Source organism: Paenibacillus sp. FSL M7-0896 (assembly GCF_037975415.1).
Taxonomy (GTDB): Bacteria; Bacillota; Bacilli; order Paenibacillales; family Paenibacillaceae; genus Paenibacillus_AQ; species Paenibacillus_AQ silagei.
On sequence record NZ_CP150250.1, the window covers coordinates 2,632,639 to 2,658,501 of the forward strand.

General features: G+C 52.4%; 22 protein-coding genes and 1 other annotated feature. Of the genes, 12 read left to right on the forward strand and 10 right to left on the reverse strand.

All coding sequences use genetic code 11. The features are described from left to right. The first annotated feature begins 23 nt into the window (after positions 1–23). Together MKY12_RS10910 and MKY12_RS10915 are read left to right on the forward strand one after the other, a co-directional pair. Positions 24–737, forward strand: a complete 714-nt coding sequence (locus tag MKY12_RS10910) for an ABC transporter ATP-binding protein (protein ID WP_036729857.1) — start codon at positions 24–26, stop codon at positions 735–737. Beyond that, a complete protein-coding gene (locus MKY12_RS10915) occupies positions 730–2,328 on the forward strand; it encodes a hypothetical protein (protein WP_339313773.1) in 1,599 nt (532 codons plus the stop codon). The genes MKY12_RS10910 and MKY12_RS10915 overlap by 8 nt, the downstream gene beginning before the upstream one ends. Positions 2,329–2,436: 108 nt before the next feature. On the opposite strand, the gene MKY12_RS10920 is transcribed toward MKY12_RS10915, so the two are convergent. Then, positions 2,437–3,438, reverse strand: coding sequence for a tryptophan--tRNA ligase (locus MKY12_RS10920; protein ID WP_339313774.1), 1,002 nt, complete (start codon positions 3,436–3,438; stop codon positions 2,437–2,439). A gap of 44 nt (positions 3,439–3,482) precedes the next feature. After that, positions 3,483–3,739 (reverse strand) — a binding site (T-box leader). A gap of 198 nt (positions 3,740–3,937) precedes the next feature. Between MKY12_RS10920 and MKY12_RS10925 the strand changes: the two genes are divergently transcribed. The 7 genes from MKY12_RS10925 to MKY12_RS10955 all read left to right on the forward strand — a co-directional run bounded on the left by MKY12_RS10925 (position 3,938) and on the right by MKY12_RS10955 (position 11,695). Continuing rightward, positions 3,938–4,816 carry a MerR family transcriptional regulator gene (locus MKY12_RS10925; RefSeq protein ID WP_339313775.1) on the forward strand — a complete coding sequence of 293 codons (879 nt, stop codon included), beginning with the start codon at positions 3,938–3,940 and terminating at the stop codon, positions 4,814–4,816. Positions 4,817–4,849: 33 nt separating this feature from the next. Then, on the forward strand, positions 4,850–5,335 hold the full coding sequence (locus tag MKY12_RS10930; protein ID WP_339313777.1) for a GNAT family N-acetyltransferase: 486 nt from the start codon (positions 4,850–4,852) through the stop codon (positions 5,333–5,335). Between the two features lie 18 nt (positions 5,336–5,353). Further along, entirely contained in the window at positions 5,354–5,839 is a 486-nt protein-coding gene (locus MKY12_RS10935) for a GNAT family N-acetyltransferase (protein WP_339313779.1), read from the forward strand. Positions 5,840–6,249: 410 nt separating this feature from the next. Continuing rightward, complete coding sequence (locus MKY12_RS10940) at positions 6,250–7,188, forward strand: ring-cleaving dioxygenase (RefSeq protein ID WP_339313780.1); 939 nt, start codon at positions 6,250–6,252, stop codon at positions 7,186–7,188. A gap of 31 nt (positions 7,189–7,219) precedes the next feature. Further along, on the forward strand, positions 7,220–7,813 hold the full coding sequence (locus MKY12_RS10945) for a flavin reductase family protein (RefSeq protein ID WP_036729833.1): 594 nt from the start codon (positions 7,220–7,222) through the stop codon (positions 7,811–7,813). 281 nt (positions 7,814–8,094) lie between these two features. Further along, positions 8,095–10,524 (forward strand): RNA polymerase recycling motor HelD, encoded by a 2,430-nt coding sequence (gene helD / locus MKY12_RS10950; protein WP_339313781.1) that lies wholly within the window; start codon positions 8,095–8,097, stop codon positions 10,522–10,524. Between the two features lie 181 nt (positions 10,525–10,705). Continuing rightward, positions 10,706–11,695: an aldo/keto reductase family protein gene (locus MKY12_RS10955; RefSeq protein ID WP_339313782.1), complete on the forward strand. Its 990-nt coding sequence runs from the start codon at positions 10,706–10,708 to the stop codon at positions 11,693–11,695. Between the two features lie 21 nt (positions 11,696–11,716). On the opposite strand, the gene MKY12_RS10960 is transcribed toward MKY12_RS10955, so the two are convergent. Both MKY12_RS10960 and MKY12_RS10965 read right to left on the reverse strand, forming a co-directional pair. Next, positions 11,717–12,601, reverse strand: a complete 885-nt coding sequence (locus tag MKY12_RS10960; RefSeq protein WP_339313783.1) for a LysR substrate-binding domain-containing protein — start codon at positions 12,599–12,601, stop codon at positions 11,717–11,719. A gap of 214 nt (positions 12,602–12,815) precedes the next feature. Beyond that, positions 12,816–13,157, reverse strand: a complete 342-nt coding sequence (locus MKY12_RS10965) for a hypothetical protein (protein WP_339313785.1) — start codon at positions 13,155–13,157, stop codon at positions 12,816–12,818. A 239-nt stretch (positions 13,158–13,396) separates the two neighbouring features. Here MKY12_RS10965 and MKY12_RS10970 point away from each other — a divergent pair, with 239 nt between their 5' ends. The 3 genes from MKY12_RS10970 to MKY12_RS10980 are packed head-to-tail and all read left to right on the forward strand — an operon-like array spanning position 13,397 to position 14,891. Then, on the forward strand, positions 13,397–13,816 hold the full coding sequence (locus MKY12_RS10970; RefSeq protein WP_339313786.1) for a MerR family transcriptional regulator: 420 nt from the start codon (positions 13,397–13,399) through the stop codon (positions 13,814–13,816). Beyond that, on the forward strand, positions 13,813–14,352 hold the full coding sequence (locus tag MKY12_RS10975) for a hypothetical protein (protein ID WP_339313788.1): 540 nt from the start codon (positions 13,813–13,815) through the stop codon (positions 14,350–14,352). The genes MKY12_RS10970 and MKY12_RS10975 overlap by 4 nt, the downstream gene beginning before the upstream one ends. Next, entirely contained in the window at positions 14,349–14,891 is a 543-nt protein-coding gene (locus tag MKY12_RS10980) for an AAA family ATPase (RefSeq protein WP_339313790.1), read from the forward strand. The genes MKY12_RS10975 and MKY12_RS10980 overlap by 4 nt, the downstream gene beginning before the upstream one ends. 86 nt (positions 14,892–14,977) lie before the next feature. Here MKY12_RS10980 and MKY12_RS10985 read toward each other — a convergent pair whose 3' ends face one another. The 7 genes from MKY12_RS10985 to MKY12_RS11015 form a co-directional block, all read right to left on the reverse strand. Then, positions 14,978–15,874: a hypothetical protein gene (locus tag MKY12_RS10985; protein ID WP_339313791.1), complete on the reverse strand. Its 897-nt coding sequence runs from the start codon at positions 15,872–15,874 to the stop codon at positions 14,978–14,980. Between the two features lie 62 nt (positions 15,875–15,936). Further along, positions 15,937–16,431 carry an RNA polymerase sigma factor gene (locus MKY12_RS10990; protein WP_339313792.1) on the reverse strand — a complete coding sequence of 165 codons (495 nt, stop codon included), beginning with the start codon at positions 16,429–16,431 and terminating at the stop codon, positions 15,937–15,939. A 211-nt stretch (positions 16,432–16,642) separates the two neighbouring features. Next, positions 16,643–19,300, reverse strand: coding sequence for a family 16 glycosylhydrolase (locus MKY12_RS10995; protein ID WP_339313793.1), 2,658 nt, complete (start codon positions 19,298–19,300; stop codon positions 16,643–16,645). 388 nt (positions 19,301–19,688) lie between these two features. Beyond that, positions 19,689–21,260, reverse strand: coding sequence for a response regulator (locus tag MKY12_RS11000; protein ID WP_339313794.1), 1,572 nt, complete (start codon positions 21,258–21,260; stop codon positions 19,689–19,691). 2 nt (positions 21,261–21,262) lie between these two features. Further along, positions 21,263–23,104, reverse strand: a complete 1,842-nt coding sequence (locus MKY12_RS11005; protein WP_339313795.1) for a histidine kinase — start codon at positions 23,102–23,104, stop codon at positions 21,263–21,265. Positions 23,105–23,252: 148 nt separating this feature from the next. Next, positions 23,253–24,923 (reverse strand): extracellular solute-binding protein, encoded by a 1,671-nt coding sequence (locus MKY12_RS11010; protein ID WP_339313796.1) that lies wholly within the window; start codon positions 24,921–24,923, stop codon positions 23,253–23,255. A gap of 45 nt (positions 24,924–24,968) precedes the next feature. Further along, positions 24,969–25,853, reverse strand: a complete 885-nt coding sequence (locus MKY12_RS11015) for a carbohydrate ABC transporter permease (RefSeq protein WP_339313797.1) — start codon at positions 25,851–25,853, stop codon at positions 24,969–24,971. Between the last annotated feature and the right edge of the window lie 10 nt (positions 25,854–25,863).

A 25,863-nucleotide genomic window follows, 5' to 3' on the forward strand; every position in this document is an offset into this window, starting at 1 on the left:
CACCAAGGAAGAGGTGAGAGGAAATGCTGACGATTAGACATTTTACGAAGAGCTATAAGGGCGGCAAAAAAGCAGTAGATGATCTCAGTCTGGTAGTCGAGCGGGGAGACATCTATGGCTTCATCGGCCATAACGGCGCTGGCAAGACCACGACTATCCGTGCTGTGGTGGGCGTGCTTGATTTTGAACAAGGGGAGATTGAAATTGACGGCATCTCAATTAAAAAAGATCCGTTAGCCTGCAAGGCGAAGCTTGCCTACATCCCGGATAACCCGGACTTGTACGATCACCTGACGGGGATTCAATACTTGAATTTCATCGGCGATCTCTTCAGTGTATCGGGGGCCAACCGGGAGCGGCTGATTGGGCAGTACGGCGATGCCTTCCAGCTTACAGCGAGTCTGGGCGATCTGATCTCCTCATATTCCCACGGCATGAAGCAGAAGCTGGCCATTATCTCTGCCCTGATCCATGAGCCGAAGCTGTTAGTGCTGGATGAGCCTTTTGTGGGGCTTGATCCGAAAGCGGCGCATACGCTGAAGACGATCATGGCAGATGTGTGCAGCAGAGGCAGTGCGATTTTCTTCTCCACGCATGTGCTGGATACCGCTGAGAAGCTCTGCAATAAGATTGCGATCATCAAAGGCGGACGGCTGATTGCCCATGGTAAGACCGAAGAGGTCAGAGGCGAGAACAGCCTGGAGGATGTATTCATGGAGCTGATCGATCATGATTAATGTCTGGAGATTAACGAAGCTGCAGCTGTTATCCTCCTTCGGCCTCAATAAAGCGCTGCATACGAAAGACTCTGCACAGAGACGGAAGGCGCTGCTGCTCAGCATCGCGATGATAGCCGGGATACTCATGATCGGAGCCGTGTCATTCGGCTACAGCTTCATGATGGCGCAGTCGTTCGAGCAGCTTGGGCGGATGGACTTATTGCTGGCAGTGATGATGGCGGCCACTTCGTTGGTCGGCTTCTTCACTACGGTCTATAAGGCAAGCGGGGTATTATTCAGTTATAAGGACTACGATATGATCATGTCTCTCCCGGTGAAGACCAGCCATGTGGTGGCGAGCCGGGTGCTTCAGCTTTATGTGATGAACCTGTTCTTCACGCTGCTGGTCATGCTTCCAGCGGGGGCGGTGTATGCGATATATGTGAAGCCGGGCGTGCTGTTCTATCTGTTTTTCCTATTGACGCTCTTCTTCATTACTCAGCTGCCGATTATAGCGGCTACGCTTGTGGGCACCCTCATTAGCTGGGTCTCTTCCCGGTTCCGGTCGAGCAAAATCCTGAATATGATCCTCACGTTCGCCTTCATCATTGTGCTGATGCTGGGCTCGTTCACGCTCAATCAAGGGCAGCAGGCGATTGCAGATGTTGGAGCCGCCTTGGGTGATATGATCTTCAAGGTGTATCCTCCGGCTTCCCTGTACGTTGATGCGGTCTGCTCGTACCGGGTAAGTGCCTTGCTCTTCTTCATCGCGGTGTCTGTGCTGGTCTTTATGCTGTTCTCAGTCCTGCTGGCGACCCGGTACAAGGCAATTCATACAGGGCTTATGACCAGCCGCGCAAGCCGCGGATACACGATGAAGCCGCTGCAGGCGAATTCAGCATTCAAGGCCTTGTATCTTAAGGAGCTGCGGCGTTATTTCAGCTCGGTCAATTATGTGCTGAACACAGGGATCGGGATGGTGCTGCTCCTGATGATGTCCATTTCCTTATTATTCGTCAGCTCAGAGCAGCTGGGAACTATACTTGACATCCCGCAGCTGTCGGACTCCCTAAGTACGCTGAGTCCGCTGGTGATCTCTCTATTCGTTGTTCTGAGCTGTACGACAGCCTGCTCTATTTCGCTGGAAGGCAATCATCTGTGGATCTTGACCAGCTCCCCCGTGCCCAAACCGGCAATTGTATTCAGCAAGGTGGCGGTGAATCTCACTATTACGGTACCGGTTACAGCCGTAAGCTGGGGGCTGCTGGTCTATACCCTGCGTGTTGGGTTGACGGAGAGTATATTGATGCTGGCCGTTCCGGTAATCTATGCCTGCTATTCTGCGCTGCTGGGCGTTATGGTGAACCTGAAGCTACCCAAGCTGGACTGGACCAGTGAAGTTGCGGCGATCAAGCAGAGTGCGTCGGTGCTGGTAACGATGGTTATCGGCGTTCTCACGCTGGCTGTTCCCGCCGTACTGTTCATGCTTCTTCCTGGGGGGGGCGGAAATCTCATCCTGCTGGGATACTGCATTCTAATGGCAGCGGTCTGCGCCGGCATGTACAGATATATCCAGACAAACGGGGAGCGGTTATTTGCGAAGCTGTAGCTGCTGAAGAAACCACTCTTGGAGCGGGAAGAGACCTGACCTGTTCCAAGAGTGGTTTCTTTGTGTATTCAAAGACAAACAAATGATCACCTATGCCTTAAGTCAGGTCTACGAATAACGTCCTATCCTCGACTTAACCTTCTTAAGCAATGGTCCCGCCAGGGCTCTTGCCTTCCGGGCGCCTTCACTCAAGATTGTGTCGATCTGCTCTGGCGCTGCTATGAGATCGTAGTATTTCTTCCGTGGCTCCTCCAGAGCAGCATTAACCACCTGGAACAGCTCCTGCTTGGCTTCCCCCCAGCTAATGCCGCTTAGATATTTGTCTCTTAACTCCTGCACTTGAGCGGGTGTCGCAAATTCTTTATACAACAAAAAAATATTAGAGGTTTCCGGGTCTTTCGGATCCTGCGGAAGTGTAGAGTCTGTTTTGATTTTGCTGATCAGCTTCTTCAGGTTCTCTGGCGTTTCGAACAGCGGAATCGTATTGTTATAGCTTTTGCTCATTTTCCTCCCGTCAAGACCAGGAATCACCGCTGTGCTCTCATCGACAATATAGTCAGGCAGCTTGAACGTATCTCCATAAACCCGGTTGAAGCTTTCGGCGATATCTCTGGCGATCTCTACATGCTGAATCTGGTCTTTACCGACAGGGACCTTGTCTGATTGAAACAGCAGAATGTCCGCAGCCATCAGAATTGGATAGGTGAACAGGCCCATATTAACACCAGTATCCGCATCCACGCCCAGTTGTTCATTTTGATCTTGAATCGCTTTGTAGGCATGGGCACGATTCATCAGTCCTTTGGACGTCAGGCAGGCTAGAATCCAGCACAGCTCGAAGATCTCCGGCACATCAGATTGTCTATAGAAAATCACCCGGTCCGGGTTGAGTCCGAGTGCCAGCCAAGTGGCTGCGATACTATAAGACAGATCTCTGAACTCGTCTCTATTCTGTATAAAATTTAACCCATGGTAGTCGGCAATGAAGTAGAGTGAAGTGCAATCACTGGCCCCGGCGATTTGCAGTGCAGGCTTGATTGCTCCGATGTAGTTCCCCAGATGGACTTTGCCCGTAGGTTTAATTCCTGTTAATACAATGTCATTACTCATATTATCCCTCCGTCTATAAAATCAAAAAGGGGTCTTCTCATCCTGAAAAGGACGAGAAAACCCCGTGGTGCCACCTTAGTTAGTCCGAACGGTGATCCGGACCGCTTGAACGTATCGAAACCTCACTATAGGTTTGAATACGCGTCTCTTGTAACGACGAGACTTTCGCCAAAGCCTACTTCCTGAAGGTTCGGTTTGGATGCTCAGAAGCCCACTTCGGCATATTCCCTACACTGATTCGCACCTACCATCAGCTCTCTGAAGTATTCGTTATGCGTACTCTCTTCGTCATTGCAAAGCTATATAATATTGAATTAGTGTATTTATACAGTACTTTCTGGAGAATGTCAAACTTTAGTTCGCGTAGGTTTAGGAGTGATTCCATGCAGACCATACGAGCAAAGCTGGAGGAGCATACGGCAGTAATCCAAATTCCTCCTTGAAGTTGCCGCTGCGTCAAGTGATAGGATAGGGATGTGATCACAGGAAGGAGGGAGAAATGAACAGGACGGTTGTTAGCATACAGCAATTGTCGGAGCAACTCGGGCTGACGAGCCGCACCTTGCGGCACTGGGAAGCAGAAGGATTGTTTCAGAGTAAGAGAGAGGTATCTTCCGGCTGGCGTATCTACGATGAACATGCGCTTAAGTGTATCAGGATCACAGCGCTGCTGCGGAGAATGGATATCCCGATCAGAGAAATACAGGCTGTCTTGGATAAAAGTTCTGTGCCTGTGCTTAAGCAGGTTATACAGAACAGGATACTTGCTCTACAGGTGCACCGGGAAGAACTAGAACAGATGGGACAGCAATTACATCAGGTACTCGATTACCTGAATAATTCCAATAAGAGAACCTCCATTCAGGAGGAACTGCTTAGCGAAATGGAGAATGTCTTTATGAGTAATGTAACCGGACAGTCCACATTTAAAGTGATTACACTGCCAACTATGAGGGTAGCCTTTCATATCGTGGTAGACGTTTCTCCGGAAGACAAAGCGATGGGTCCTATCATGGATTGGTTGGAATCCGCAAATCTCCTGGGCACGGCGCGGTTATTCGGCGGGAATATGAAGCCTATGCCAAGTAGTGCAGGTAAACCCTATGGCTATGGAATGTGTGCGACAATTCCTGAAGGAATCAGCGTCCCCGAGCCTTTCGAGGAAATGATCCTGCCCGGCGGGCTATATGCCAAGCTGGACAGCAGTGAAGACATTGGAGGTTCCTGGAAGATGCTGATGGATCAGTTGGTGCATAGCCAAAAGTACCGCTCTGACCGCAGCAGACTCTGTCTGGAAGAACATATCCGCAATGACAGCCCTGCGGGCGGTGGAAATTTGTATGACTTGAGTTTACTGGAACCTGTAGTGTTGAAGTGAAAGTAACTATACACAAGAAAAGAAGGGAAGTAAATGAGCATTGAATTCAGTAAAATCAGCCTGTTTGAACGGGGAACATTGCTTGAACTATTGAAGGATGCTTATTCCTTCGACCGCAGGTATGAGCAGAGCTGTCTGGAGGATTGGCAGGAGTTCGACCACTTTTTCTTTGACAATCTGCAACTTGCGGATCAATATGGGTTCATGACTACGCTGCATGGTAAGGCTATTGGCTTCGTATCCTGGGACCCGAGGCAGATGCCCAGATACGCTGAAATCGGCCATAACTGTATTGCGACTGCCCACAAAGGCAAAGGCTACAGTACCATGCAGCTTCAAGAAGCGGTCGACCGAATCCTGCGGAATAAAGTCGGGCAGATTCGGGTGACCACTAATAATGATCTGATCCCCGCGCAGCGGATGTATGAGCGCGTTGGTTTTGTTTTGCAGCAGAAACGGCACATGGGTCCTGGCTCTGTACTTAAGGGTGAACATTGGGACTACGTGTATAGGGTATAAAGCCAGGAGGTACATACAATGGAAAAGTCAGAGGTTACATTAAGTAAAGCTACGTTGGAGGATGCGGCGGATATTCATGCTATGCAGCTTCAGGCCTTTCTGCCGCTCTTGGAGAAATATCAGGATTATGAGACAAGCCCGGCCAATGAAACGGTGGAGAGAGTGGCGGAACGGCTTAATCAGGCTTCTGTAGATTATTACATCATCCGGTATGCCGGTGTCGCAGCAGGTAGCATTAGGGTCAAGAAGACAGATGAGCATCATTACTGGCTCGGTCAATTATGTGTAGTTCCGCAATCCCAAAGCCAAGGCATCGCCCAGCAGGCATTCGCCCGGATTGAAGAGATCTATTCGGATGCGAAAACGTGGGGGCTGGCGACCGTCGTGCAGGAGGAGCGAAACTGCTACTTGTATGAAAAGCTGGGCTACAGAAGGACGGGTGAGACCCAACAGATCAACGACAGGCTGACCTTGTGCTTTTATGAGAAAAAGCTTGTTAAGTAAAGTTAATGCTGATAGCTAAGAAATACTGCATAAATTGCAACTCTGGTTGATTAATACCTAAGTATTCGGGAGAAATGTTGTATAAAAAGCAGGAATAGTTCCGTCCAGCTGTCTGGTGGATGCGGAAAGCTGCCTTTTGTGCAACATTTTTTGATTACGGGCCATAGAGTGAGCAGAATGTTGCAATATGTGCAGGATTGTCACAGTTCATCTAGTAAAATGTGTTCAAAAACTATTAGTTCAGCGGCCTCTTCTTAAGAAGGGGCTATTTATTGTACTCAAGTACTTGACAACTGTAACTATAGAAAGTAAAGTGAGGATATAAATTATCTTAACTTAAAGATAATGTTCAACCAAATATCTTAAAGTAAAGATATTATTCAATTTTATTAACTTAGGAGGCAATTCAAATGAACAAGCAAACCTTGGGTATTCATCATATCACCGCTATTGTCGGGCATCCGCAGGAGAATATGGACTTTTATGCAGGGGTACTGGGACTGCGGCTGGTGAAGCAAACGGTCAATTTCGACGATCCGGGAACGTATCACTTCTACTTCGGCAATGATGGCGGGAAGCCGGGAACGATTATTACCTTCTTCCCGTGGGCGGATGCGTATCAGGGTAAGATCGGCGGCGGGCAGGTTGGTGTGACTTCATATGTGATTCCGGTTGGGGCGATGGCGTTCTGGAGAGAGCGGCTCACGGCATTCAAGGTGGCTTACACAGAGATGGAGCGGTTCGGAGAGCACTACCTGGAATTCGATGATCCGCACGGTCTGCATCTGGAGCTGGTGGAACGGGAGGCGGGTGAGCGTAATGAATGGACCTTCAGCGGGGTAACCCCCGAGGTGGCGATCAAGGGCTTCGGCGGCGCAACACTGCTGTCCATTCAACCTGAACAAACGGCGGAGCTGCTGGAGAAGGTGATGGGACTTACATTCGCGGGGCAAGAAGGTGATGTCGCCCGTTACCATTCGGCTGCGGATCTGGGAAATGTGGTTGAGCTGAAGGTAACGGCTGTACCGCGCGGTGAAATGGGTGTCGGCACCGTACATCATATCGCCTGGAGAGCGAAGGATGATCAGGATCAGCTTGAATGGCAGGAAGTTGTGCATGATAATGGATATGGGGTAACGCCTGTGCAGGACCGGAATTATTTCAACGCCATTTACTTCAGAGAGCATGGGGAGATTCTGTTCGAGATCGCTACCGATCCTCCGGGCTTCGCTCATGATGAAACGCCGGAGACGATGGGGACCAGCCTGATGCTGCCGGAACAATACGAGCCGCACAGAGCACAGATTGAACAAGTTCTGCTGCCGGTTACTGTAAGAGAGCTTGACTAATCTGCTTTGACATTAAAAAGGAGGCACGAGCATGATCACTATTGATCCGCAGCAGGGCACCGAACGGGATAATTATAAGCTTCTGGTCGGGACGATTATTCCGCGTCCGATTGCTTTTGTAACCACCTTGTCGGAGGATGGGGTCTTGAACGGTGCACCGTTCAGCTATTTCAATATTGTATCCTCCAACCCGCCGATGATCTCTATCTCTATTCAGCATGCCGGGGGTCAGTCCAAGGATACTGCACGCAACATCAAGCACATGAAGGAGTTTGTGGTTCATATTGTGGATGAGCAGAATGTCAGACAAGTGAATATGACTGCTGCACCGTTGCCGCCTGACCAGAGTGAGGTCGCCTTAGCAGGTATGACGCCTGTGGATAGCCAGCGAATTAAGGTCCCCGGCGTCCAGGAAGCGAAGGTGCGGATGGAATGTGTGTTGGAGCATTGCCTGGAGCTGCCGAATAATGACCTAGTGATCGGCAGGATCGTGCAGTTTCATCTGGATGAAGCGATCTACGAACAGGGAAGAATTAATCCGGTGGCCTTAGGGGCGGTCAGCCGTCTGGCAGGGAATAACTATGCGGGGATTGGGGAGATTTTTGAGATCGAGAGACCGGTGTAACGGCTGTGCTGGTGAGCAGACGGTTAGCCGATTCAGCGGGGAATACAAGGACAGGTTATCACCTAAACAACAAGACCCTGGCGCTTGCGCCAGGGTTAATTATGATTCAGAAAGTATTGCATACAAAGAAATAATATGCTAATGTTAGAAGACTGTTGACTATTTTCAGAAATCAGATCGGAGGTAACGCATCTTATTTATATCTTAATTATAGCAAAGGGACATCCGGTTTGTCAACCCGCCTGTTTGGGACTATTTCAAGAAAGAGGAGTGATCAGGTGATGGAGAAGGTAAGCAGCTGGGAGCAGGAGCAGGAGTGGCTGGAGCAGGTCAAAGAGAAGCTGAAATCGGGGATCGCAAGCCTGGAGCCGGAGGTTGGCCAGCTGAAGGAGCAGGCCACAGACATCCGCCGGAGATTCTGGGAAGAGGTTACGGTCAATACGAGTACGGAGGAGGATTTCGAAGAGAGCTTCTTCACCATTACCCAGCAGGACGCAGTCCTGTCAGAACGGGAACGCAGTCATGCGCGGAAGCTGCGGCAATGGAAGAATATGCAGCGGCTGCTGCCGTCGCCTTATTTTGGCCGGATTGATTTTCACGAGGAGGGTCAGGAGGCTGTGGAACAGGTCTATATCGGAGTGTCCTCCTTCATCGAAGAGGATGGTCTGAGCTTCGTGGTCTATGACTGGCGGACCCCCATTGCGAGCCTGTACTACGACTATCCGCCAGGAAAAGCAGCCTTCGACACACCCGGAGGACGGATTAGCGGAACGATGGAACTGAAGCGGCAGTACCAGATCCGTGACGGTCAGCTCCAGCATTTGTTCGATTCGAGCGTTACGATCGGAGATGAGCTGCTCCAGCAGGTGCTTGGCAAAGGCGCAGATTCACAAATGAAGAGCATTGTAGCCACGATTCAGGCGGAGCAGAACGCGATTATCCGTAACGATACGAGCCGGATGCTTATTGTGCAGGGAGCGGCGGGCAGCGGCAAAACCTCGGCAGCGCTCCAGCGCGTAGCCTACCTGCTGTACAAACACCGCGAGCGGCTGACGGCGGATCAGATTGTGTTATTTTCCCCTAACCCGATGTTCAACAGCTATGTATCTACCGTTCTTCCGGAGCTGGGTGAAGAGAATATGCAGCAGGTCACCTTTCAGGAATATCTGGAAACATGGCTGGGGCAGGATTACCGGATTGAAGATTCGTTCGATCAGATGGAATACGTGCTTACCGCTCAGCAAGAAGAGGGGTATGAAGCCCGTCTCAAGGGAGTCGGATATAAGGCGTCGGAAGCCTTCCTCCGGGCACTTCAGGGTTATGCACAGTGGCTGAAGCTGGAGGGGATGCTGTTCAAGGACATTTGCTTCCGGGACCGCGTGTTAATCTCGGGGGAGCTAATCAAGAGCAAGCTATACAGCTTTGATCCTTCGATTCGTCTGCCTAATCGGATTACGCTGGTGCAGAAATGGCTGCTCGAAGAGCTGACCAGACTGCAAAAGCTGGAGCAGGGAGCCTCCTGGGTAGAGGAAGAGATGAATTACCTCGACAATGACCAATACGCTGAAGTATACCGAATGCTGCACAGGGAACGGGGCGTGTTTGATTTTGCCGAGAAATACCTCCGCCTTCAGGAATTGCTGGTCCACAAGCGCGAGCAGGATGAGAGTGACTTTGATTTCGCCGAACGGGAGGAAGAGCTGCTGGCCCAGATGATCGTGAAGGAGCAGTTCAAACCGCTGAGACGGGGGATCAGGAAGTTCACCTTTATCGACATGAACGGGTTATACCGCGAGCTGTTCACTGATGAGCGGGCCTACCGGGAAATGACAGGGGAAGCAGAGGTGCCGGAGCTGTGGCTGGAGATCTGCGGGCAGACCCGGAAGATGCTGGATAGCGGGACACTCTGGTATGAAGATGCGACCCCGTATTTGTATTTAAAAGAGCTAATCGAAGGTGTGCGGACGAATACGCAGGTGCGGCATATTTTTGTGGATGAAGGCCAGGATTATTCCATGTTCCAGTATGAGTTCCTCAAAAAGCTGTTTCCGCGTGCCCGCATGACGGTGCTGGGAGACTTTGGCCAGGCGATCTTCACGCAGGCGACGAATCTGTATGGAAGCAGCTCACCGCTGCTGAAGCTCTATGGAGAAGAAGAGACTAGCCAGTTCCTGCTGGTCCGCAGCTACCGCTCGACCTTTGAGATTGTGGAGTTTACGAAGCGGCTGCTGCCCGGCGGCGAGGCGATTGTGGCTTTTGAGCGGAGGGGCCGGAAGCCGGTATTAGCTAAGCTGGACAATCGTGAGTTGAAGGCAGAGCGCATCGTGAAAGATCTCGCGGAGCTTCAGGCTGAAGGCTATAGCTCCATCGCTGTGATTACGAAGACGGCCGCAGAGAGCAGAGAAGCTTATGAGTGCCTGACTGCCCAAGGTGGCGCCCCGGAGCTGAGGCTGATTACGAAGAATACGCCCACTTTTGAAAAAGGAATACAGGTGATCCCCGCTTATCTTGCCAAAGGCGTGGAGTTCGATGCCGTACTGATCTACGACGCCTCCCCGCAGACGTATCACAGGGAGAGCGAGCGGAAGCTTTTTTATACGGCATGTACTCGGGCTATGCACCGGCTGCAGTTGTATACTACAGGGGAGTGGACGCCGTTTGTCGGTGGGGTAGATGGGGCGTTGTATGAGCAGACAGTAGCTACGCTATAGATCTAAGAAGGCCTCTCCAATTTAATGGAGGGGTCTTTGCATGTTGAGCCTGGTTCACCTATGAGAATGCATTGAATGGATCTGTGATACTTTTTTCATATCAAAATACTCTTTAAATGATATTTCACCTATTAATAGTGATTTGTTACGCTTAAATGGCTATTAAAAAGGAGGTAAGAAGATGGAATATCGGAAATTGGGTGCCAGCGGCTTATCGGTCAGTGAGATTGCTTTTGGAAACTGGATTACGCATGGGGCTCAAGTGGACAATGACACAGCCAAAGCTTGTGTTCATGCTGCATTGGACGCGGGAATTACTACATTTGACACCGCAGATGTGTATTCGGATACGAAGGCTGAGACGGTGCTGGGACAAGTCTTAACAGGTGTGCGGCGGGAGAGCATCGAGTTATGTACCAAGGTCTATCAGCCTACAGGAACAGGCCCCAATGACCGGGGATTATCCCGGAAGCATATCATGGAAGCTTGTAACTCCTCGTTGGAAAGGCTGCAGACGGATTATATAGATATCTATTATGCTCATAGATTTGACAAGAAGGTATCGCTGGAGGAGACCTTCCTGGCCTTCTCCGATCTGGTGCGTCAAGGGAAAGTTCTGTATGTGGGGATAAGCGAATGGACGGCGGAACAGATCACACAAGCTGCGGTGTTGGCCCGGGAGCTGAGGGTTCCCTTGGTGGCTAGCCAGCCGCAATATTCGATGTTATGGCGGGTGATCGAAGCGGAGGTTATCCAGGCTTCCGAGCGGGAAGGGATCGGGCAGGTTGTCTGGTCACCGCTGGCCCAAGGTATTCTGTCGGGAAAATATCTGCCGAATCAACCGGTCCCGCAGGGGTCCCGCGCTTCGACTTCGGCGGGTTCTCCGTTCTTCGAACGATTGGCTGGCCAGTGGCTGCACACAGAGGTTCTTACGGCGGTCTCCCGGCTGTCCTCACTTGCACACGAAGCGGGGCTGACACTGCCGCAATTGGCCATCGCATGGGTGCTGCAGAATCCGCAGGTATCGGCTGCAATCATTGGGGCATCCAGACCAGAGCAGGTACAAGAGAATGTTAAGGCTTCAGGGGTGCGTCTTGGATCTGATTTGCTGAGTGAGATCGACAGAATATTAGAGGGGCTAGTTGAGCGTGATCCTGCAAAAACCGGGTGAATAACGCTGTCCGCTCACCTTTCACCTGGAATTATGTTCTTGTAAAATCTCTATAAATGCAGTGAGGATGGCCTGATTCGTATCCGTTCTCCAGGCGGCATAGAAGGGGACAGGCGGGACATTGTCTTCAAAGGGTCTGAATACGACTCCGCTGCGCTGGAAGACGGAAACTGAAGAAGGGACAATGGAAACCCCCAGGTTCGCTGCCACAAGGTTCACAATGGTATACATTTGCACGGCTTCCTGTACAACCTGAGGGTAGACATCATGCTCAGCGCAAAAGCCCATAATCAGATCATGAAAAGGAAGACCGTGCTTACGCGGAAAGAAGATAAAAGGCTCGGAACGCAAAGCGGAGACTGGCAATGCAGGCAGCTTGGCGAGCGGATGTTGATCAGGCAATACGGCAACCAGAGTTTCGTTGATCAAGCTGCAATGATTAATATTCTGTGCCGGCTCAATGAAGCGCATGAATCCAATATGGATGGTACCGTCATGCAACGCCTGCCATTGCTGGGCAGAAGTCATCTCCAGCAGGTTCAGCTGTATTTGAGGAAACCGTTGCCGGAATATTTTGAGTACATCGACCATGATTCCGCCTTCTGCTGAACCGATGAATGCAATGTTCAAATGTCCAATGATGCCTTGGCTAGCCAGCCGTACAGTTTGAATAGACCGCTCCAGTTGAGCTAAAACCCGGCTGGCTTCCTCCCAAAAAACAGACCCCGCTGGTGTGAGGCGGACTTGACGTTTATTCCGTTCAAATAACTTCACACCCAGTTCTTGTTCCAGAGCTTGAATCTGCTGGGTCAACGGAGGCTGTGTCATATTTAATTTCTCTGCGGCACGATGGAAATGAAGCTCTTCCGCAACCGCAATGAAGTATTGTAATTTTCGTATATCCATTGTTGTGGTCCTCTTTTCCTACAGATAAAGCTAGTATAGCATCATAAGGGAAGTAGGGGGTTGGCTGCGCTGTATGGGCCTAATTTATTGTTGTAAATTCTTTCGACCAGGAAACTATTAGCTAAAAACACCCTTACCAACATTAGGGGACAGTCCCTGGTCAGAGAGGGTGTTTTATGATTTTAATAATTGAATAAATTATGAATATCAGGAGTTATTGTACAGTTACTTTAAATATCAATCTGTCACCTTGTGGAGTGATCTCAGCAGCTACAACCGAATATCCTGGAGAAAGACCGATGAATCTTCCATCTTCTGTTACTAGCAAACTGCCATCCCACCGAAGGAAATGCCATAGATAAGGGTAAAATTCAACAGTTTCACCTACAGCAATTGTTAAATCGCGAACATAATCATTAGGCGCGGATTGAGCAACATTAGTTGGAAGGAATGCGTTGGGAGCCAGAGTAGTTTCAACGCTAGAAGCAAAGGATGTTGATCCTAAAGAAAAACAGGCAGATACAGTCAATAACCCGGGGAGCAATTTCTTATTCATAAATTCTCACTCCATTTCAAATATTAGGATATTATTAAATATTACAGAAGAAATATCCATATGTAAAGGATTATACATAAAAATATGAATTAATTTATTAATAAAGGGAATTAGGATGAGATATTATTCCACTTCACTCTGTCAAAACATGAATATTGACAACACAATATAGTTACACTAAACTGTAACATATACAGTGTAGTGTAACTTTTTTTGTTTGGATAAGAAAGGGGAGTACGATGCATACGTACACTGCTAAGCAGTTGGCTGAGGTGTTACAGAATGAAGATCCGCAGATGAATCTGCGGACGGTCAGGTATTATACGCAGATCGGGATGCTGCCGCCTCTGGAACTGGTGGGCAATAAGAGGGCGTATACAGATAGTCATTTGCATTATTTACGGGCGATCCTTGTATTAACCAGGAGTGGCGAGACGTTGGCCTCGGCCCAAGAGAAGTTAGCCGGACTGACGATGGACGAAATCATGAAGCTGGGCGATAACCTGCGGCTCTACCAATCGGATCAGATGCTCCAGAGTGAGATGCATGTTGTTAGTGAGGATGTCATTCTCTCTATTAGCCCGCGGATCACTCCGGCGCTCAAAATGAAGATGGTTGAAGCGCTCACCCGTTTAGTTCAAGAGGAGGGACAGGTATGATCCAAATGCGTTTTGCAAAATCTGCTATAGAGCAGGAAGAAGGAATGAATCATCTCTGGCTTCACATCGCGCTGCCCGGCGGAGTGCAGAATGCCCGCTTACAATTAATCCTTCCGGCAGGGCTTCACCGGTCCCCGAATCTGAATGGTGCTGTTGAAGACAGAAGTGGGAAAATATGGATTGATGATACGCAGTCAGTAACGGACCTGTACGTTGAAATCTTCACCCGGGAGCCAGTCCCTTGCGGGGAGAATAGTCTGGCGGTTGAATTGTCTTACACGGACAGGGATGGAACCGGTACCAGTGTTAAGCAGGTGATTCCGCTGAAGGTCGTGTCTGAGGAGGAGTCGGTGGAGATTCATACCGATGAGGAAGTGGTGCGCAGAATTAAAGAACTGCGACTTCCACAAGACAAAAGTGAGCTGAATGAGTATAACGAATACACCCCGGCCAAGCTAATCAGGCTTGATTCCAACGCTATGTCGGAATGGGAGAAGAAATACCGCGTGGAAGGGGCTAAGATCGAGAGCATATGAGAACCCAATTACCATTATTCATTATCACCGGAGCCAGTGGTGTAGGGAAGACAACGGTGATGCACGAGCTGAGGGAACAGATGCCGGAATTTGTGCTGTTCAGTACGGATGATGATAACTTCGGAAGCACGGGGAAGAAGCTGGAGTATCAGGACCGGTATAATGTGCTGCTGCATTGCGCGCGTGCGGTTGCATTATCGGGGAGAGGGACGATTATTTGCGGGACGATGATGCCCTGGGATGCCAAGAAATGTGATGTTTACGATGCGTTTAGCGAAGTTCACTTTATTAACCTGCATTGTGACGATGCCACCCGAAATGCCCGCCTGCGGGGCCGGGAGGATGCAACGACCTGGACCGAAGATATGCTCAGGCAGCACGAGGAATTCGCGCAGTGGCTGCTGGACCATGCCGATACGGAATATGATCCGCCGATGCCGACTTTTGACACCACTTCTACACCTACGGCCGCGCTGGCGGAACAGATCAAGGAGTATATTAAGGAAAAATGGAAGGGTAGCACGGGAATTGTCTCTTAGGTGAATAAATCTGCGGTGTATAGGATGGTTTACTTTCTATTCGTGTGTAAAAGCTTAAGGCCATCCCGGCAGGGATGGCCTTTGAACTACTTTAGGTTATCCCACAGCGCCTGGAAGGCACCGGGCTCAACCTCGAAGAATACTGGCGCATTGCCGTAGCGCACAAGTCCCTTGCCGAACAAGGTTAGCTCTACCCGGGCTTTGTCAGCAAGTTCGAGGTAAACCAGCTTGCGGTCCTCATTGTCATAGATGCCTTGCGCCATGAGCGAGTCTGCGGACAGCGGCTTGGCGGCATTAAGCGCGCTCAGGAAGCCGTTAAGCGCTGCGCCTTCCGGCAGCGGAAGGTATTGCTGCTTGCCGTTGTTCCAGCTATCGAAGCTCTCCCACTGGGCAGAGGCAATGCGCCCGTCCAGGTTCAGCTTGCCGATCAGATCGGCTCCGCTGTTCACGGTAATTCCGTTCGTATGCTCGTACAGCTCGGCGAACACCTGGCCGTCCACCTCTGTATAGGACATGACCAGGAAGCCGGAATCATATCCTTTGACAGCATAGATATCCGTCTCTCCGATGTTCGAGGCCAGCTCCGTATACGCATCCTTGCCGCTCCATTCATCAATCCCGCTGGTGGTGCGGCCCAGCTTCTCCCCGCGCAGTGCAGCCGCATCGGCTGCTTCAATGCGGATCGCCGCCTGGGTATATATATTGCCCTGGTAGACGACCAGGCCGATCATATCGGCCACAGCACCGGAGCTTTTATCCGGCAGCTCGATCTTGGGAATGACGACTCCGGCAGAATTCCCGGCCGCAGATGTGCCCGGATCTACCTGGGCTACTTGATTCGGGGAAGACGTTCCGCCCAGCTGCTTCATCACGCTTGGTCCGGCCAAGCCGATTGCGGCGGCGACCAACACGCTTGCTGCGATATAGACCATTTTACGCGGACGGCGCTTTTGTTCCATTTTACCTTCAAAACCTTGCTTCATTTCTCTGCTTGAACTCATAGTATCCACCGCTTTCTTATATTGGGTTCGAAACTGATCTTCCTTCATTCCGCTTCTGCTCCTTCCAGCTCCAGTCTTAACAGCTGCCGTCCGCGCTGAAGTCTCATCTTCACGGCAGACTCGCTGATCTGCAGAATTCTGCTGATCTCCTGGACAGGGTAATCCTCATAATAGTACAGATGAATGACAGTCTTATACTTCACCGGCAGTGCCAGCACGAGCTGCAAGACCGCCAGCTCCTCGGGGTTATCGGCCGTAACCGGCTCCACCCCTTCGAGCTTGACCTCGCGCTTGCGCCAGCCTCTGCCCAGCAGATTCTTGCAATGATTGGTGATGACCCGGATCAGCCAGGCCTTCTGGTGTTCGTCATCTTTGAATACGGGAGCCTTCTCCATCAGCTTGATGAAGGTGTCCTGCGTAGCCTCTTCGGCATCCTGGCGGCTGCCCAGATGAATCAGAGCAATCCGGTACAGCATATCTGCATATTGTTCGTAGCTCTTCATCACAGGATGGCCCGGCCGGGTCATGGGTTGCTGCATGAGGTTATGCCCTCCTTTATCTATAACACCCTTTAGGACGGCATCCGGTCACATTTTGTTTCCGGGAATTTATTCTGCTTGTTCTAAGCTCACCCTGATACAGCAAAAAACAGGGGATGAAGAAGTCCAAGACTTCCTCATCCCCTGCGATAGAGGCCGTATGAAGCAGCCGGCTCATCCGGCCACTTGTCTGTTTGAAGCAATCCCGCGGTTACTCCGGCGTTCCTTGGGTTACCCCGTGTATATAAGTCTTCCAGGGGGTGTCCAGCGCCCCTTGGCCCGGATTGTAAGTGAAGAAATACTCTACGGAATCGCCTTGCTGCACGTTATTGACCGCGTAGGTGTAATTGCTGTTGCCTGCGGAGGTCATGGCTACGTTCTGCTGGCCGCCGCCGTTGATCTTGTAATGCAGATCGGCAAAGGTGGCGCCGTTCACATAAAAGAGCAGGTTATTGCCTGTTTTCTTCAAGCCGCGCACCTGATCTCCAATCACAATGGTTGTTGGCGGAGGGGAGACTACAGTGATGTTGCTGCTCGAGGTTTTGCTGCCATCAGCGGTTGTGGCTGTTACGGTAGTGGTGCCTGTAGCCAGTCCGGTGACGAGACCGCTCTGGCTCACTGATGCAATGTTGCTGTTCGCTACAGTCCAGTTTACCTGTTTGTTGGACGCACCGGAAGGTGCTACGTTAGCTGTTAACTGGACATTCTGCCCAATCTCCACTTGGGAGGTTGACGGAGTTACGGTAATGCCGCTAACCGGAACGGAACCCGGATTGCCCGGGTTCCCGGGATTTCCGCCGCCGCTGCCTTCCTTATACACCCGTACATAATCGACCTGCATCGTTGCCGGGATATCGGACGGAGCCGGAGTCAGTCCGCCGTCGAAATGTCCGCCCACTGCCAGATTCATAATCAGATAGAAGGGCTTGTCGAAGGGAGCATTAGGGTTGTTCGGTGCCGCTACAGAATACCACTGTTCTCTATTGACCTTGAAGAAGAATTTGCCGTCCACATACCATTTCACGTTATCTTCTTCCCAGACCATGGAATATACGTGATAGTCGTTCGCAAAGGTCTGACCTTGCGGGAAGTGATACTCCCCGGCGATGTACTTATTCACCGGCCATTGTCCGCCGAAGTGAACCGCGCCGCTGGTCGTGCCGGGCAGCCGTCCTTTGGCTTCCATAATGTCAATCTCGCCGGATGCCGCCCAGGCACCGTAAGACGCATCCTGTGGAAGCATCCACAGGGCGGGCCAGATCCCGTTCCCTGTCGGCAGCTTGGCACGGATGTCCACCCGGCCGTACTGGAAGGACAGATGGTCTTTAGTGTTGATTTTGCCGGAGGAATATTGTGCATACCGGTTCGGGTCCTGCGGGAAGGACTTCGGATCGCTCTTGGCCCGGATATTCAGTTGTCCGTTCTGGACAAATACATTCTCGTTACTATTCGTATAATGCTGCAGCTCGTTATTCCCCCAGCCCCAGCTGTTAGGGTCATTGGTGATATAGTAACCCTGCTCATAGTTCCACTTGCTGGTATCCAGTGCGGTTCCGCTGAACTCATCCTGCCAGAGCAGGTTCATGCCCGCTACGGCAGGATCTGATGGAGTACCCAACGTAATATCTTCCTGATCGCTTTCATCTGGACGCGGGGCATTCGGATTGCCGGTGAAGGTATAATACACATAATTGCTGCCGATATTTCCGCCCTGCTGGCCGTTTAACGGATAGCCGATGCGGATCTCCATATTCTCCTGGATCGGTTGGAACCACAATCCATACACATAATCTGCCCAATAGCCCCACTGGTTCGCCGCAGACATATTATTATAGCCGTTGCCTGCGTAGACGAAGCCGCTCTGGGCGGAACTGCTCAGATCGACCCACTGGCCGCCGATTTTGATCTGATACACATATTTGTTCAGCTCGCTGCCGATTGGTGCACCCCCGTCAATCTTCGGCAAAGGGAAACCAATTGATCCGTTGTTATCTGCAGTGAAAGCTGTGCCTTCATAGGCGGTGAGTACATAGGAATTTCTGACCGGCTGGTTGAAGGTAAGGGTGTAGATCAGATTGGCTGATGAGGTCTTAGATTGCAGCTTCACATTGATCGATTCGGTGATGGTGAACCAGTATCCGCCGCCGCCTTCGGTGAACTGGCCGAAGTTGCTGTCGTAGATCCAGCCGCTGGCTGCATTGTTATCAATGTCAATCCAGGTGCTGCTGTTCACCGGCTTCACATATACCTTCAGATCATCGGCCACAGCTTCATAGGTGAGCGCCGGATCATTATTGAAGGTAGGGTAGGTGAAGCCTGCGCCGCCCGTGAAGCCTGCTGTAATCTGCGGGCCCTGGGTCGGTGCCATTGCGGTGATGGTGGTCTTGTTCAGGTTCTGAAAAGCCAGTGTATAATTCAGCGTAACCCCGCTATTCGCCTTGGAGTAGAGCTGGATCTCGGTTGTAGCCGAGAGGGTAAACCAGTAGCCGTTCTGGCCTCCGTCGCTCCAGTGTCCCCAGTTCTGGTTGTAGACAAAGCTGCCAACGCTGTCGATGTCTACCCAATTGCCATTTACTTTCACTTTGACGCCTACATCATCCGAAACATCGCTCCAGGACGCAGCCCCGCCGTTGAATACCGGCATCACGAACCCGTAGCTCGCCTGCCCGACGCCTGATTTGGAGATGACCGGACCGTCTGCCGCTGAGAAATAAGCCATTGAGCTAACTGTAGTTCCTGCGGCCTCTGCGCGCTGAATGCCTGAAGCAGGAAGCTGGCCGATGCCGGACAGCAGCAGCAGGACCAGGAACAGACTAAGCACCTTCTGCTTGAAACCGGGTTGCGTTTGCATAGTATAAAGTCGCTTCATACTTGCCCTCCTTTAATTAAATGGTAGTGAAGGTAACCGCTTACATATGAGAGAACATCTTTATTCTATCGAAACTTGTCAGCTGCTAAAAGGGACAATCCTTTTTGTTTTAACCCAATTTTTTGGGTTCTGCTGCCAGTGATGGGTTGATGCGGGGCGCGTGGGCCAAATGTATGTGGAAAACCGAACACATTGGGCTGGCGTGAGGCGAGTGGAACGCATGTATGCGGAAAACGAACACATTGGGCTGGCGTGAGGCGAGTGGACCGCATGTATGCGAAAAACCGAACACATTGGGCTGGCGCGAGGCGTGTAGCCAGATGTATGCGGAAAACAGCATACAGTGAGCTCGCGCTACCCGCGCGGGCCCACTGGGGATCAGCTTTTTTCACAGCACCGTGTCCCGGTAATCTTCTTCAATGGCAGGCTTCCGGCGGATCAGCAGACGGTATTCGGTCGGCTGCATGTCCATGGCTTCGCGGAAGGCGCGGGTGAAGCTTTTGTAGCTCTCGTAGCCGACCATGGCGGCGATCTCGATGATCTTGTGGTCGGTCTCGGCCAGCAGACGCCGCGCTTTGCCCAGACGCACATCACGCAGGTATTCGGCGAAGCCCTTGCCGATATTCTTCTTGAACTGGTTGGAGAAGTAGGCGTAATTCAGCGAGACATGATTGGACACCATCGCGAGATCCAGCGGCTTGTGGTAATTCTCGTGGATGAAGCGGATGGCCTCATTCAGATCCTGCGAGCTGCGGTAGCTGCACTTATATTCATAATAGAACTGGTCGAGCCGCAGGAGCTGCTGCTGTAAGGCCTGGATATATTCGCGGATGCCGGGATAGTCGAACAGATTGCGCAGACACTCCAGATCCAGCGCTTCTTCACCCAGATAAGGACGGATGACACGCTCATAATCCTCCATCATCCGGACAACGGCGCGGCATAGCTGCTGGGTGTAACGGATGTGATAGCGCTGAAGCACCTCCTTGTGGAAGAGGCTGGAGATCCCTTGGCTGATTCTGCCGCTGTTACTTGTGCCGGTTAACTGGAAGAGGGCATACAGCTCCTCATAAGGAAGCTCCCAGTGCTGCTCCAGCCGCGCGATGTGTTGAGGCAGAAGGCAGCGCGTATCCGGGAAAAGAAAGCTGTGGCGGTACAGATCAAGCACCTGTGTATAACTGCCCGGCAGAGTGCTTAATCCTTGGTGCGGATCAGTCATGGCCGTGACGGCCCCGATCTGCTCTTCACTGAGCGCAGCAGGCAAGGCTCCCGGATCTATGGCTGCATCCACGGCCAGGACCAGGTGGGGGCGGTGCTGGAGACAGATGCAGCTCTGTCTGCCGTACACACGGTAGGCCACGGCTTCGATGCTGTGACTGCTGCTGGCCCCCGGCTGGTTAATCCAGCGCTCCTCGCGCAGGTGGCAGAGGCGGTAACTGCGCCACAGCCCCGGGTTCTGCTGCTCAGTCGCGGCAATCCACGCTTCATCGCCCGCCGCACCTTGCATATACATCCGCAGCTCCTTGCGGTCCGTCTCCCGGGCGCGCTGCGAGAGCCGCTCGATATTGCTGGTGAGCAATCTGCGCGTCTCGATCTCCTGCCAGACATGCTCCACCGAGACCTGCAGGTCTTCACGCTTCACAGGCTTGAGCAGGTACCCTTTGGCTCCGAGCTCAATGGCCTTCTGGGCATAGGCGAAATCGCTGTATCCGCTAATGATCAGATAATCCGCCTTCAGGCCTTCCTGCCGGCTTTGCGCCATAAGCGCAAGGCCGTCCATATCCGGCATGCGGATATCGGTAATGACGAGCTGGATGCTATGCGCCCGGAGAAGCTCCAGGGCTTCAAGCCCGTTAGCGGCGCTGTACATATGCCCCGGCTGTTGCGGGAACTGGCAGAGCATCGCCTGCAGCCCGTCGCGGATATGCTTTTGATCGTCCACCACCAGAATATTGATCATGCCTACCAACCTCCAAGATTCTCATTTTCCCAGGGCAGCCTCAGGGTTACACAGGTATGTTCCCCTTGAACGCTGCTGATCCACAGGCCGCAATCCATGCCGTAATGGAGCTGCAGGCGCTTATGTACATTGTCCAGCCCCAGCCCGCTTCTGCTGCTGCTGATAATCGGGGTGTCAGAATCGCCCCGCAGCACAGACTGCAGGCTGTCCAGCATCCGGGGAGCTACCCCGGCGCCGTCATCGCGGATCTCGATCAGCAGCAGGCTGTCATTCTCTACCCGTACCGAAATGGTGATCTGAATACTGCCGCCGGAAGGGGCCGCATGGTGTACGGCGTTCTCGACAATGGGCTGCATGCACATCTTGGGGATGCGGTAGCGCTGCACCTCCGGCGGAAGATCTGCCGCGAGCTCAATGCTCCCGCCTTCCATGAAGTTGATGAACCGGATATAGCTGCGGATGTTGGCCAGCTCCTCGCTGAGCGCGACCGTATCGCTGCGCCACTGCATACTGTACCGCAGCAGGGAGCCCAGCGAGACCAGTGCGCCTGCAATGGCAGGCTGCCGTTCCACCTCTGCGCGCATTCTGATAGATTCCAGCGCATTGTACAGAAAGTGGGAGTTGATCTGCGAATGGAGAGAGTGGAGCTGCGCGTTCTTGGCAATAAGCTGCTTATCTACTACCTGTGTCATCAGCTGCTGGATTTCGTCCAGCATACTGTTGTAGCTGACGGCGACATAGTCAATTTCGTCACCGGTTTCGTTCGCGCCAAGGCCGGTATCAATCTTGGCATCCAGCTGGCCCCTGCGCACCTTGCGCATCGAGCCCAGCACCTTCTCCAGCCGGCGGAAGATGCGCCGGGTCATCCTCGATACCAGCAGCAGCATCAGCAGCAGGACGGAGGAGGTGATCGCGATGACCAGCAGGTATCCGTCGCGTGGACCTTTTGTCAGCTCATGGCGGGAAGCGATGTCTACCACATAGGCGTTGAGGGGAGCGATGTAACGGTACAGCGCATAGTAGGACTGATCCCCGGACTGGACGGTAACGGGACTCTTCTGCTCCAGTACGTCCAATTGTGCATGAACCCGGCTAAGGATATCGTCCAGCTTCGCTCCGGCTTTCTGCGGCAGCTCATGCCCCGAAAGATACACATTGCTGGAAGCATCCGCGCCGTCCATGATTACCGTGAAGAAGTCGCGCCCGCTGTCCTCCAGCAGGTCATTGAACAGCACGTTGTGCTTCGCACGGACCTCCATAATGGTGGGCAGCTTCTGCTGCTGGCCCTGAAGCCGCACCAGCCTGTAATAAGACAGCGTATCCGCGCCATCCTTGAAGGCAGACAGCCGGAACGCCGCGCCGCCCTCATCCCGCAGCGTCATCCAGTAGTCCTGCGGCCAGAACTTGGAGTAATGATAGATTTCCGGCCAGATCTCATAGACCTCAGGGTTATCCACATAGAAGCTCAGACTGCTGATCATCTCATGACTCTGAATGATGTTATGCATCTGTTCGTACTGGTTCTGCTTGAACTTCACAAGCCTAAGGCCGTCTGCGCGCATATTGGAGTGGATGAAATCCACGAATCCTTTCTGGGTCAGGGCGGTCGCGGAAGCGTTCTCAAGAAGTTCAAGCCGGCTGCGCAGCCGTTCGTTCAGCCGGGCCACATGATTGCTGCCTTCGGCCATGGCCTGCTTGAACAGCTGGCTCTCCTGGTTGCGGATGAACAGGAAGGAAACCACAACAGCGGGAACGGCAATCATCAGGCTGAAGGCCAGGAACAGCTTTTGCGAGATGGGGGCATTGCGGTATAGTCTTCGTATTGTGATCAGCAGCCTTTTCATCGGTAACCCCTCCCGTCCCTGTAATATAGTATAGATTACAAATAGGCTGGTAGGGAATAAGGCAATGCAGCCCTAAGCAGAATCTCCCCGATGCAGGAAATACCGGCAGGCCTCACGGCCGCCGGTACAGCTCCATTACTTTGGCGGGTTATTCCGCCATCTTAGCCTTGCGCGCATCCAGCTCGGTCTGGCGGTATTCCATCACCTGCGCGAACCCGTAGCCGTCGCGGCGGGAGCGGAAGCTCTCGAACACCTTGTCAAAAGCCGCCTCATCCTTGGCCGTAATCAGCTCCGGCAGCACCTCTTCCCAGTTCTGGGAGATCCGCGACCAGGCGACCGCCACATCAGAATCGCCGAGCGGGTCCAGGCCTTTGTAGATCCCGCTGTCAATATCGGCCTGCGCATTCGCGAAGTCCTCCATCTGCTTGATGACCGGGGCTTTCTCCGGTCTCCACTGGTTGACGATGACCGGGTTACGCATCATCCAGTAAGTGTCCAGAATGCCGTATTCCTTCTCCAGCTTCTCGATATTACTGCCCAGCATATCGGCGAACTCGGCCTTCAGCTGCGGCTTGCCGTCCACGGAATCCCAGGTTTCGCCTTCCTTGCCGAGGAACAGGTCGCGCTGGCCCTCCTCGCTGGCGAGGTAGGTCAGGAAGCGGATCGCCCGCTCCGGATTCTCCGTGGATTTGCTGATCATGGTCACCATCCAGCCGTCCATGTTGCCGGGGAACAGCTTGGCGCTCTCGCCCTTGTTATTCTGCGGCCCGTCAACCGCGATGTAGTAGGAGTCCGGGTTGGCCCCCGCCGCCAGCATCGGATTGACCGCTGACATGCCGGTCCATTCGCGGATCATCATGAAGTAGCGGGCGTTGTTCGTTTTCTCCTCTACCTGGGTATCGGAATCGACCAGGAAATCGACGTTAATCAGTCCGCGCTCGTAGGCGGTGCGGAAGGTTTTGAGCCAGGCGATGTAATCAGGGTCGGTAATACGGTCATATACTTTGCCATCCTTCTCATGTGGAACCGCCAGCAGATTCTGGAGATATTCCGTCATCCCGTAAGGCACATTGCCCTGGGCGAAAAAGGGGCTGATCGGCTGGCCCTTATACTCCGGGTACTTATCCTTCAGCAGCTGCAGCGCACCCAGGAAGCCTTCCGGGGTACTGAGGTCCGGCTTGCCCATCTCCTCGTACAGATCCTTGCGGACCAGGAAGGTCTGGTTGGCCGCCGTCATGCCGGTCTCGTGCATCAGGTTAGGGCTGTAGGAATCATTCGGCACCCCGTAGGTGTTGCCGTTCTCCTGTCGGTACCACTTCAGCGTGCCGTCACCGGCAACCTTGAAGAAGTAGGGATCATACTTGTCGGCCAGTTCATTGAGCGCATAGACATGATCGCCTTCCCACAGCTTTTTGACAGCGGTCTCCCAGGAGCCCATGCTGATCAGGTCAGGCAGCTTGCCGGAGGTCATCATCAGCGTAACCTGCTCATTCGCTTCCCCGGAAGGGACCTCCAGCTTGACGTTCACGCCCGTCTTCTCGGTGACATATTTGGAGGCGAGGCTCTCACCCCAGGTGTGGGCATACCAGTTCGCGCCGACGAACCAGGTGAGATCCACCGGACTGGTATCGAGCTTCCAGGCGGGCTCCTCCGCATTCAGCTTGGTCTCGGTCTGCGGTTCCGCTGACGCTTCGGCCTGAGGGGCAGCCGTCGGTATATTCTCCTTAGTGGCGGAATTGCTGCTGCAGGCGGCTATGCTTAATGCCAAGGTTACAGTCATCATTGCGGCCAGGATGGGGCGTACAGGTTTGCTTTTCACAGCATAATCATCCTTTCGGGTTAGGTGTGGTTAGACTTCCTACGGTTATCCCTTAATCGCGCCGATCATCACGCCCTTGACCAGATAACGCTGAATGAAGGGGTAGAAGATCAGGATCGGCAGCGTAGCCACCATCATGGAGGCGAATTTGATGGAGTTGCCGGGCAGCCGGGCACCGAATTGGGCCATAGCCTGCTGCTGCATGAAGGACATGGAGTTCTCGGCGATGATTTTGTACAGCATGGTCTGCAGCGGCAGCAGCTCTTGGGAATGGATGTAGATCACACCCTGATAATAATCATTCCAGTGATAGACGGCGGAGAACAGCGCAATAGTAGCAATAACCGCCATGCTGTTAGGCAGTACAATCCGAAATAGCACGCCGTAATCCGAAGCGCCGTCAACCTTGGCCGACTCCTCCAGGCTGTCAGGAATGGTGCGGAAGAAGCTCATGAAGATAACCATATTGAAGAAAGTATACATGGACGGGATGATGAACACCCAGAAGCTGTCATACAGGCCGAGCTTGGTCATGAGAATGAAGGAGGGGATGAGCCCGCCTGAGAAGAGCATGGTGATCAGAGAGATTTTGAGATAGAGCTTGCGGCCGATGAGATTCGTCTTGCTGATTCCGTAAGCGATGATTGCGGTGAAGAGCACATGCACCACCGTTCCGATCAACGTGCGCATTGTAGTGATGTAGAACCCGTTCATCAAGGTCTTATCGTTAAAAGCCACACTGTAGCTGGCCAGCGACAGCTCGGAGGGGAACCAGTTGACGGTGCCGAGTGAAGCCTGCTCCGGCGAATTCAGCGAATTGACGAGCACGAACCACATCGGGTACAGCGTTAGGAAGCAGACGGCCAGCATCAAGAGCGTATTGCCGATCTCGAAAGCACCAATCCGCCGGAATCTTCCGCGTCTTGCCATGAATCGGTTG

Coding starts and splice junctions, on each gene's coding strand:
- MKY12_RS10935 (WP_339313779.1), top strand. CDS start 5,354: ATGGAAAAGTCAGAGGTTACATTAAGTAAAGCTACGTTGGAGGATGCG.
- MKY12_RS11000 (WP_339313794.1), bottom strand. CDS start 21,260: ATGATCAATATTCTGGTGGTGGACGATCAAAAGCATATCCGCGACGGG.
- MKY12_RS11015 (WP_339313797.1), bottom strand. CDS start 25,853: ATGGCAAGACGCGGAAGATTCCGGCGGATTGGTGCTTTCGAGATCGGC.
- MKY12_RS10990 (WP_339313792.1), bottom strand. CDS start 16,431: ATGCAGCAACCCATGACCCGGCCGGGCCATCCTGTGATGAAGAGCTAC.
- MKY12_RS10975 (WP_339313788.1), top strand. CDS start 13,813: ATGATCCAAATGCGTTTTGCAAAATCTGCTATAGAGCAGGAAGAAGGA.
- MKY12_RS10970 (WP_339313786.1), top strand. CDS start 13,397: ATGCATACGTACACTGCTAAGCAGTTGGCTGAGGTGTTACAGAATGAA.
- MKY12_RS10960 (WP_339313783.1), bottom strand. CDS start 12,601: ATGGATATACGAAAATTACAATACTTCATTGCGGTTGCGGAAGAGCTT.
- MKY12_RS10910 (WP_036729857.1), top strand. CDS start 24: ATGCTGACGATTAGACATTTTACGAAGAGCTATAAGGGCGGCAAAAAA.
- MKY12_RS10915 (WP_339313773.1), top strand. CDS start 730: ATGATTAATGTCTGGAGATTAACGAAGCTGCAGCTGTTATCCTCCTTC.
- MKY12_RS11005 (WP_339313795.1), bottom strand. CDS start 23,104: ATGAAAAGGCTGCTGATCACAATACGAAGACTATACCGCAATGCCCCC.
- MKY12_RS10995 (WP_339313793.1), bottom strand. CDS start 19,300: ATGAAGCGACTTTATACTATGCAAACGCAACCCGGTTTCAAGCAGAAG.
- MKY12_RS10925 (WP_339313775.1), top strand. CDS start 3,938: ATGAACAGGACGGTTGTTAGCATACAGCAATTGTCGGAGCAACTCGGG.
- MKY12_RS10965 (WP_339313785.1), bottom strand. CDS start 13,157: ATGAATAAGAAATTGCTCCCCGGGTTATTGACTGTATCTGCCTGTTTT.
- MKY12_RS10985 (WP_339313791.1), bottom strand. CDS start 15,874: ATGAAGCAAGGTTTTGAAGGTAAAATGGAACAAAAGCGCCGTCCGCGT.
- MKY12_RS10980 (WP_339313790.1), top strand. CDS start 14,349: ATGAGAACCCAATTACCATTATTCATTATCACCGGAGCCAGTGGTGTA.
- MKY12_RS10945 (WP_036729833.1), top strand. CDS start 7,220: ATGATCACTATTGATCCGCAGCAGGGCACCGAACGGGATAATTATAAG.
- MKY12_RS10920 (WP_339313774.1), bottom strand. CDS start 3,438: ATGAGTAATGACATTGTATTAACAGGAATTAAACCTACGGGCAAAGTC.
- MKY12_RS10955 (WP_339313782.1), top strand. CDS start 10,706: ATGGAATATCGGAAATTGGGTGCCAGCGGCTTATCGGTCAGTGAGATT.
- MKY12_RS10930 (WP_339313777.1), top strand. CDS start 4,850: ATGAGCATTGAATTCAGTAAAATCAGCCTGTTTGAACGGGGAACATTG.
- MKY12_RS10940 (WP_339313780.1), top strand. CDS start 6,250: ATGAACAAGCAAACCTTGGGTATTCATCATATCACCGCTATTGTCGGG.
- helD (WP_339313781.1), top strand. CDS start 8,095: ATGGAGAAGGTAAGCAGCTGGGAGCAGGAGCAGGAGTGGCTGGAGCAG.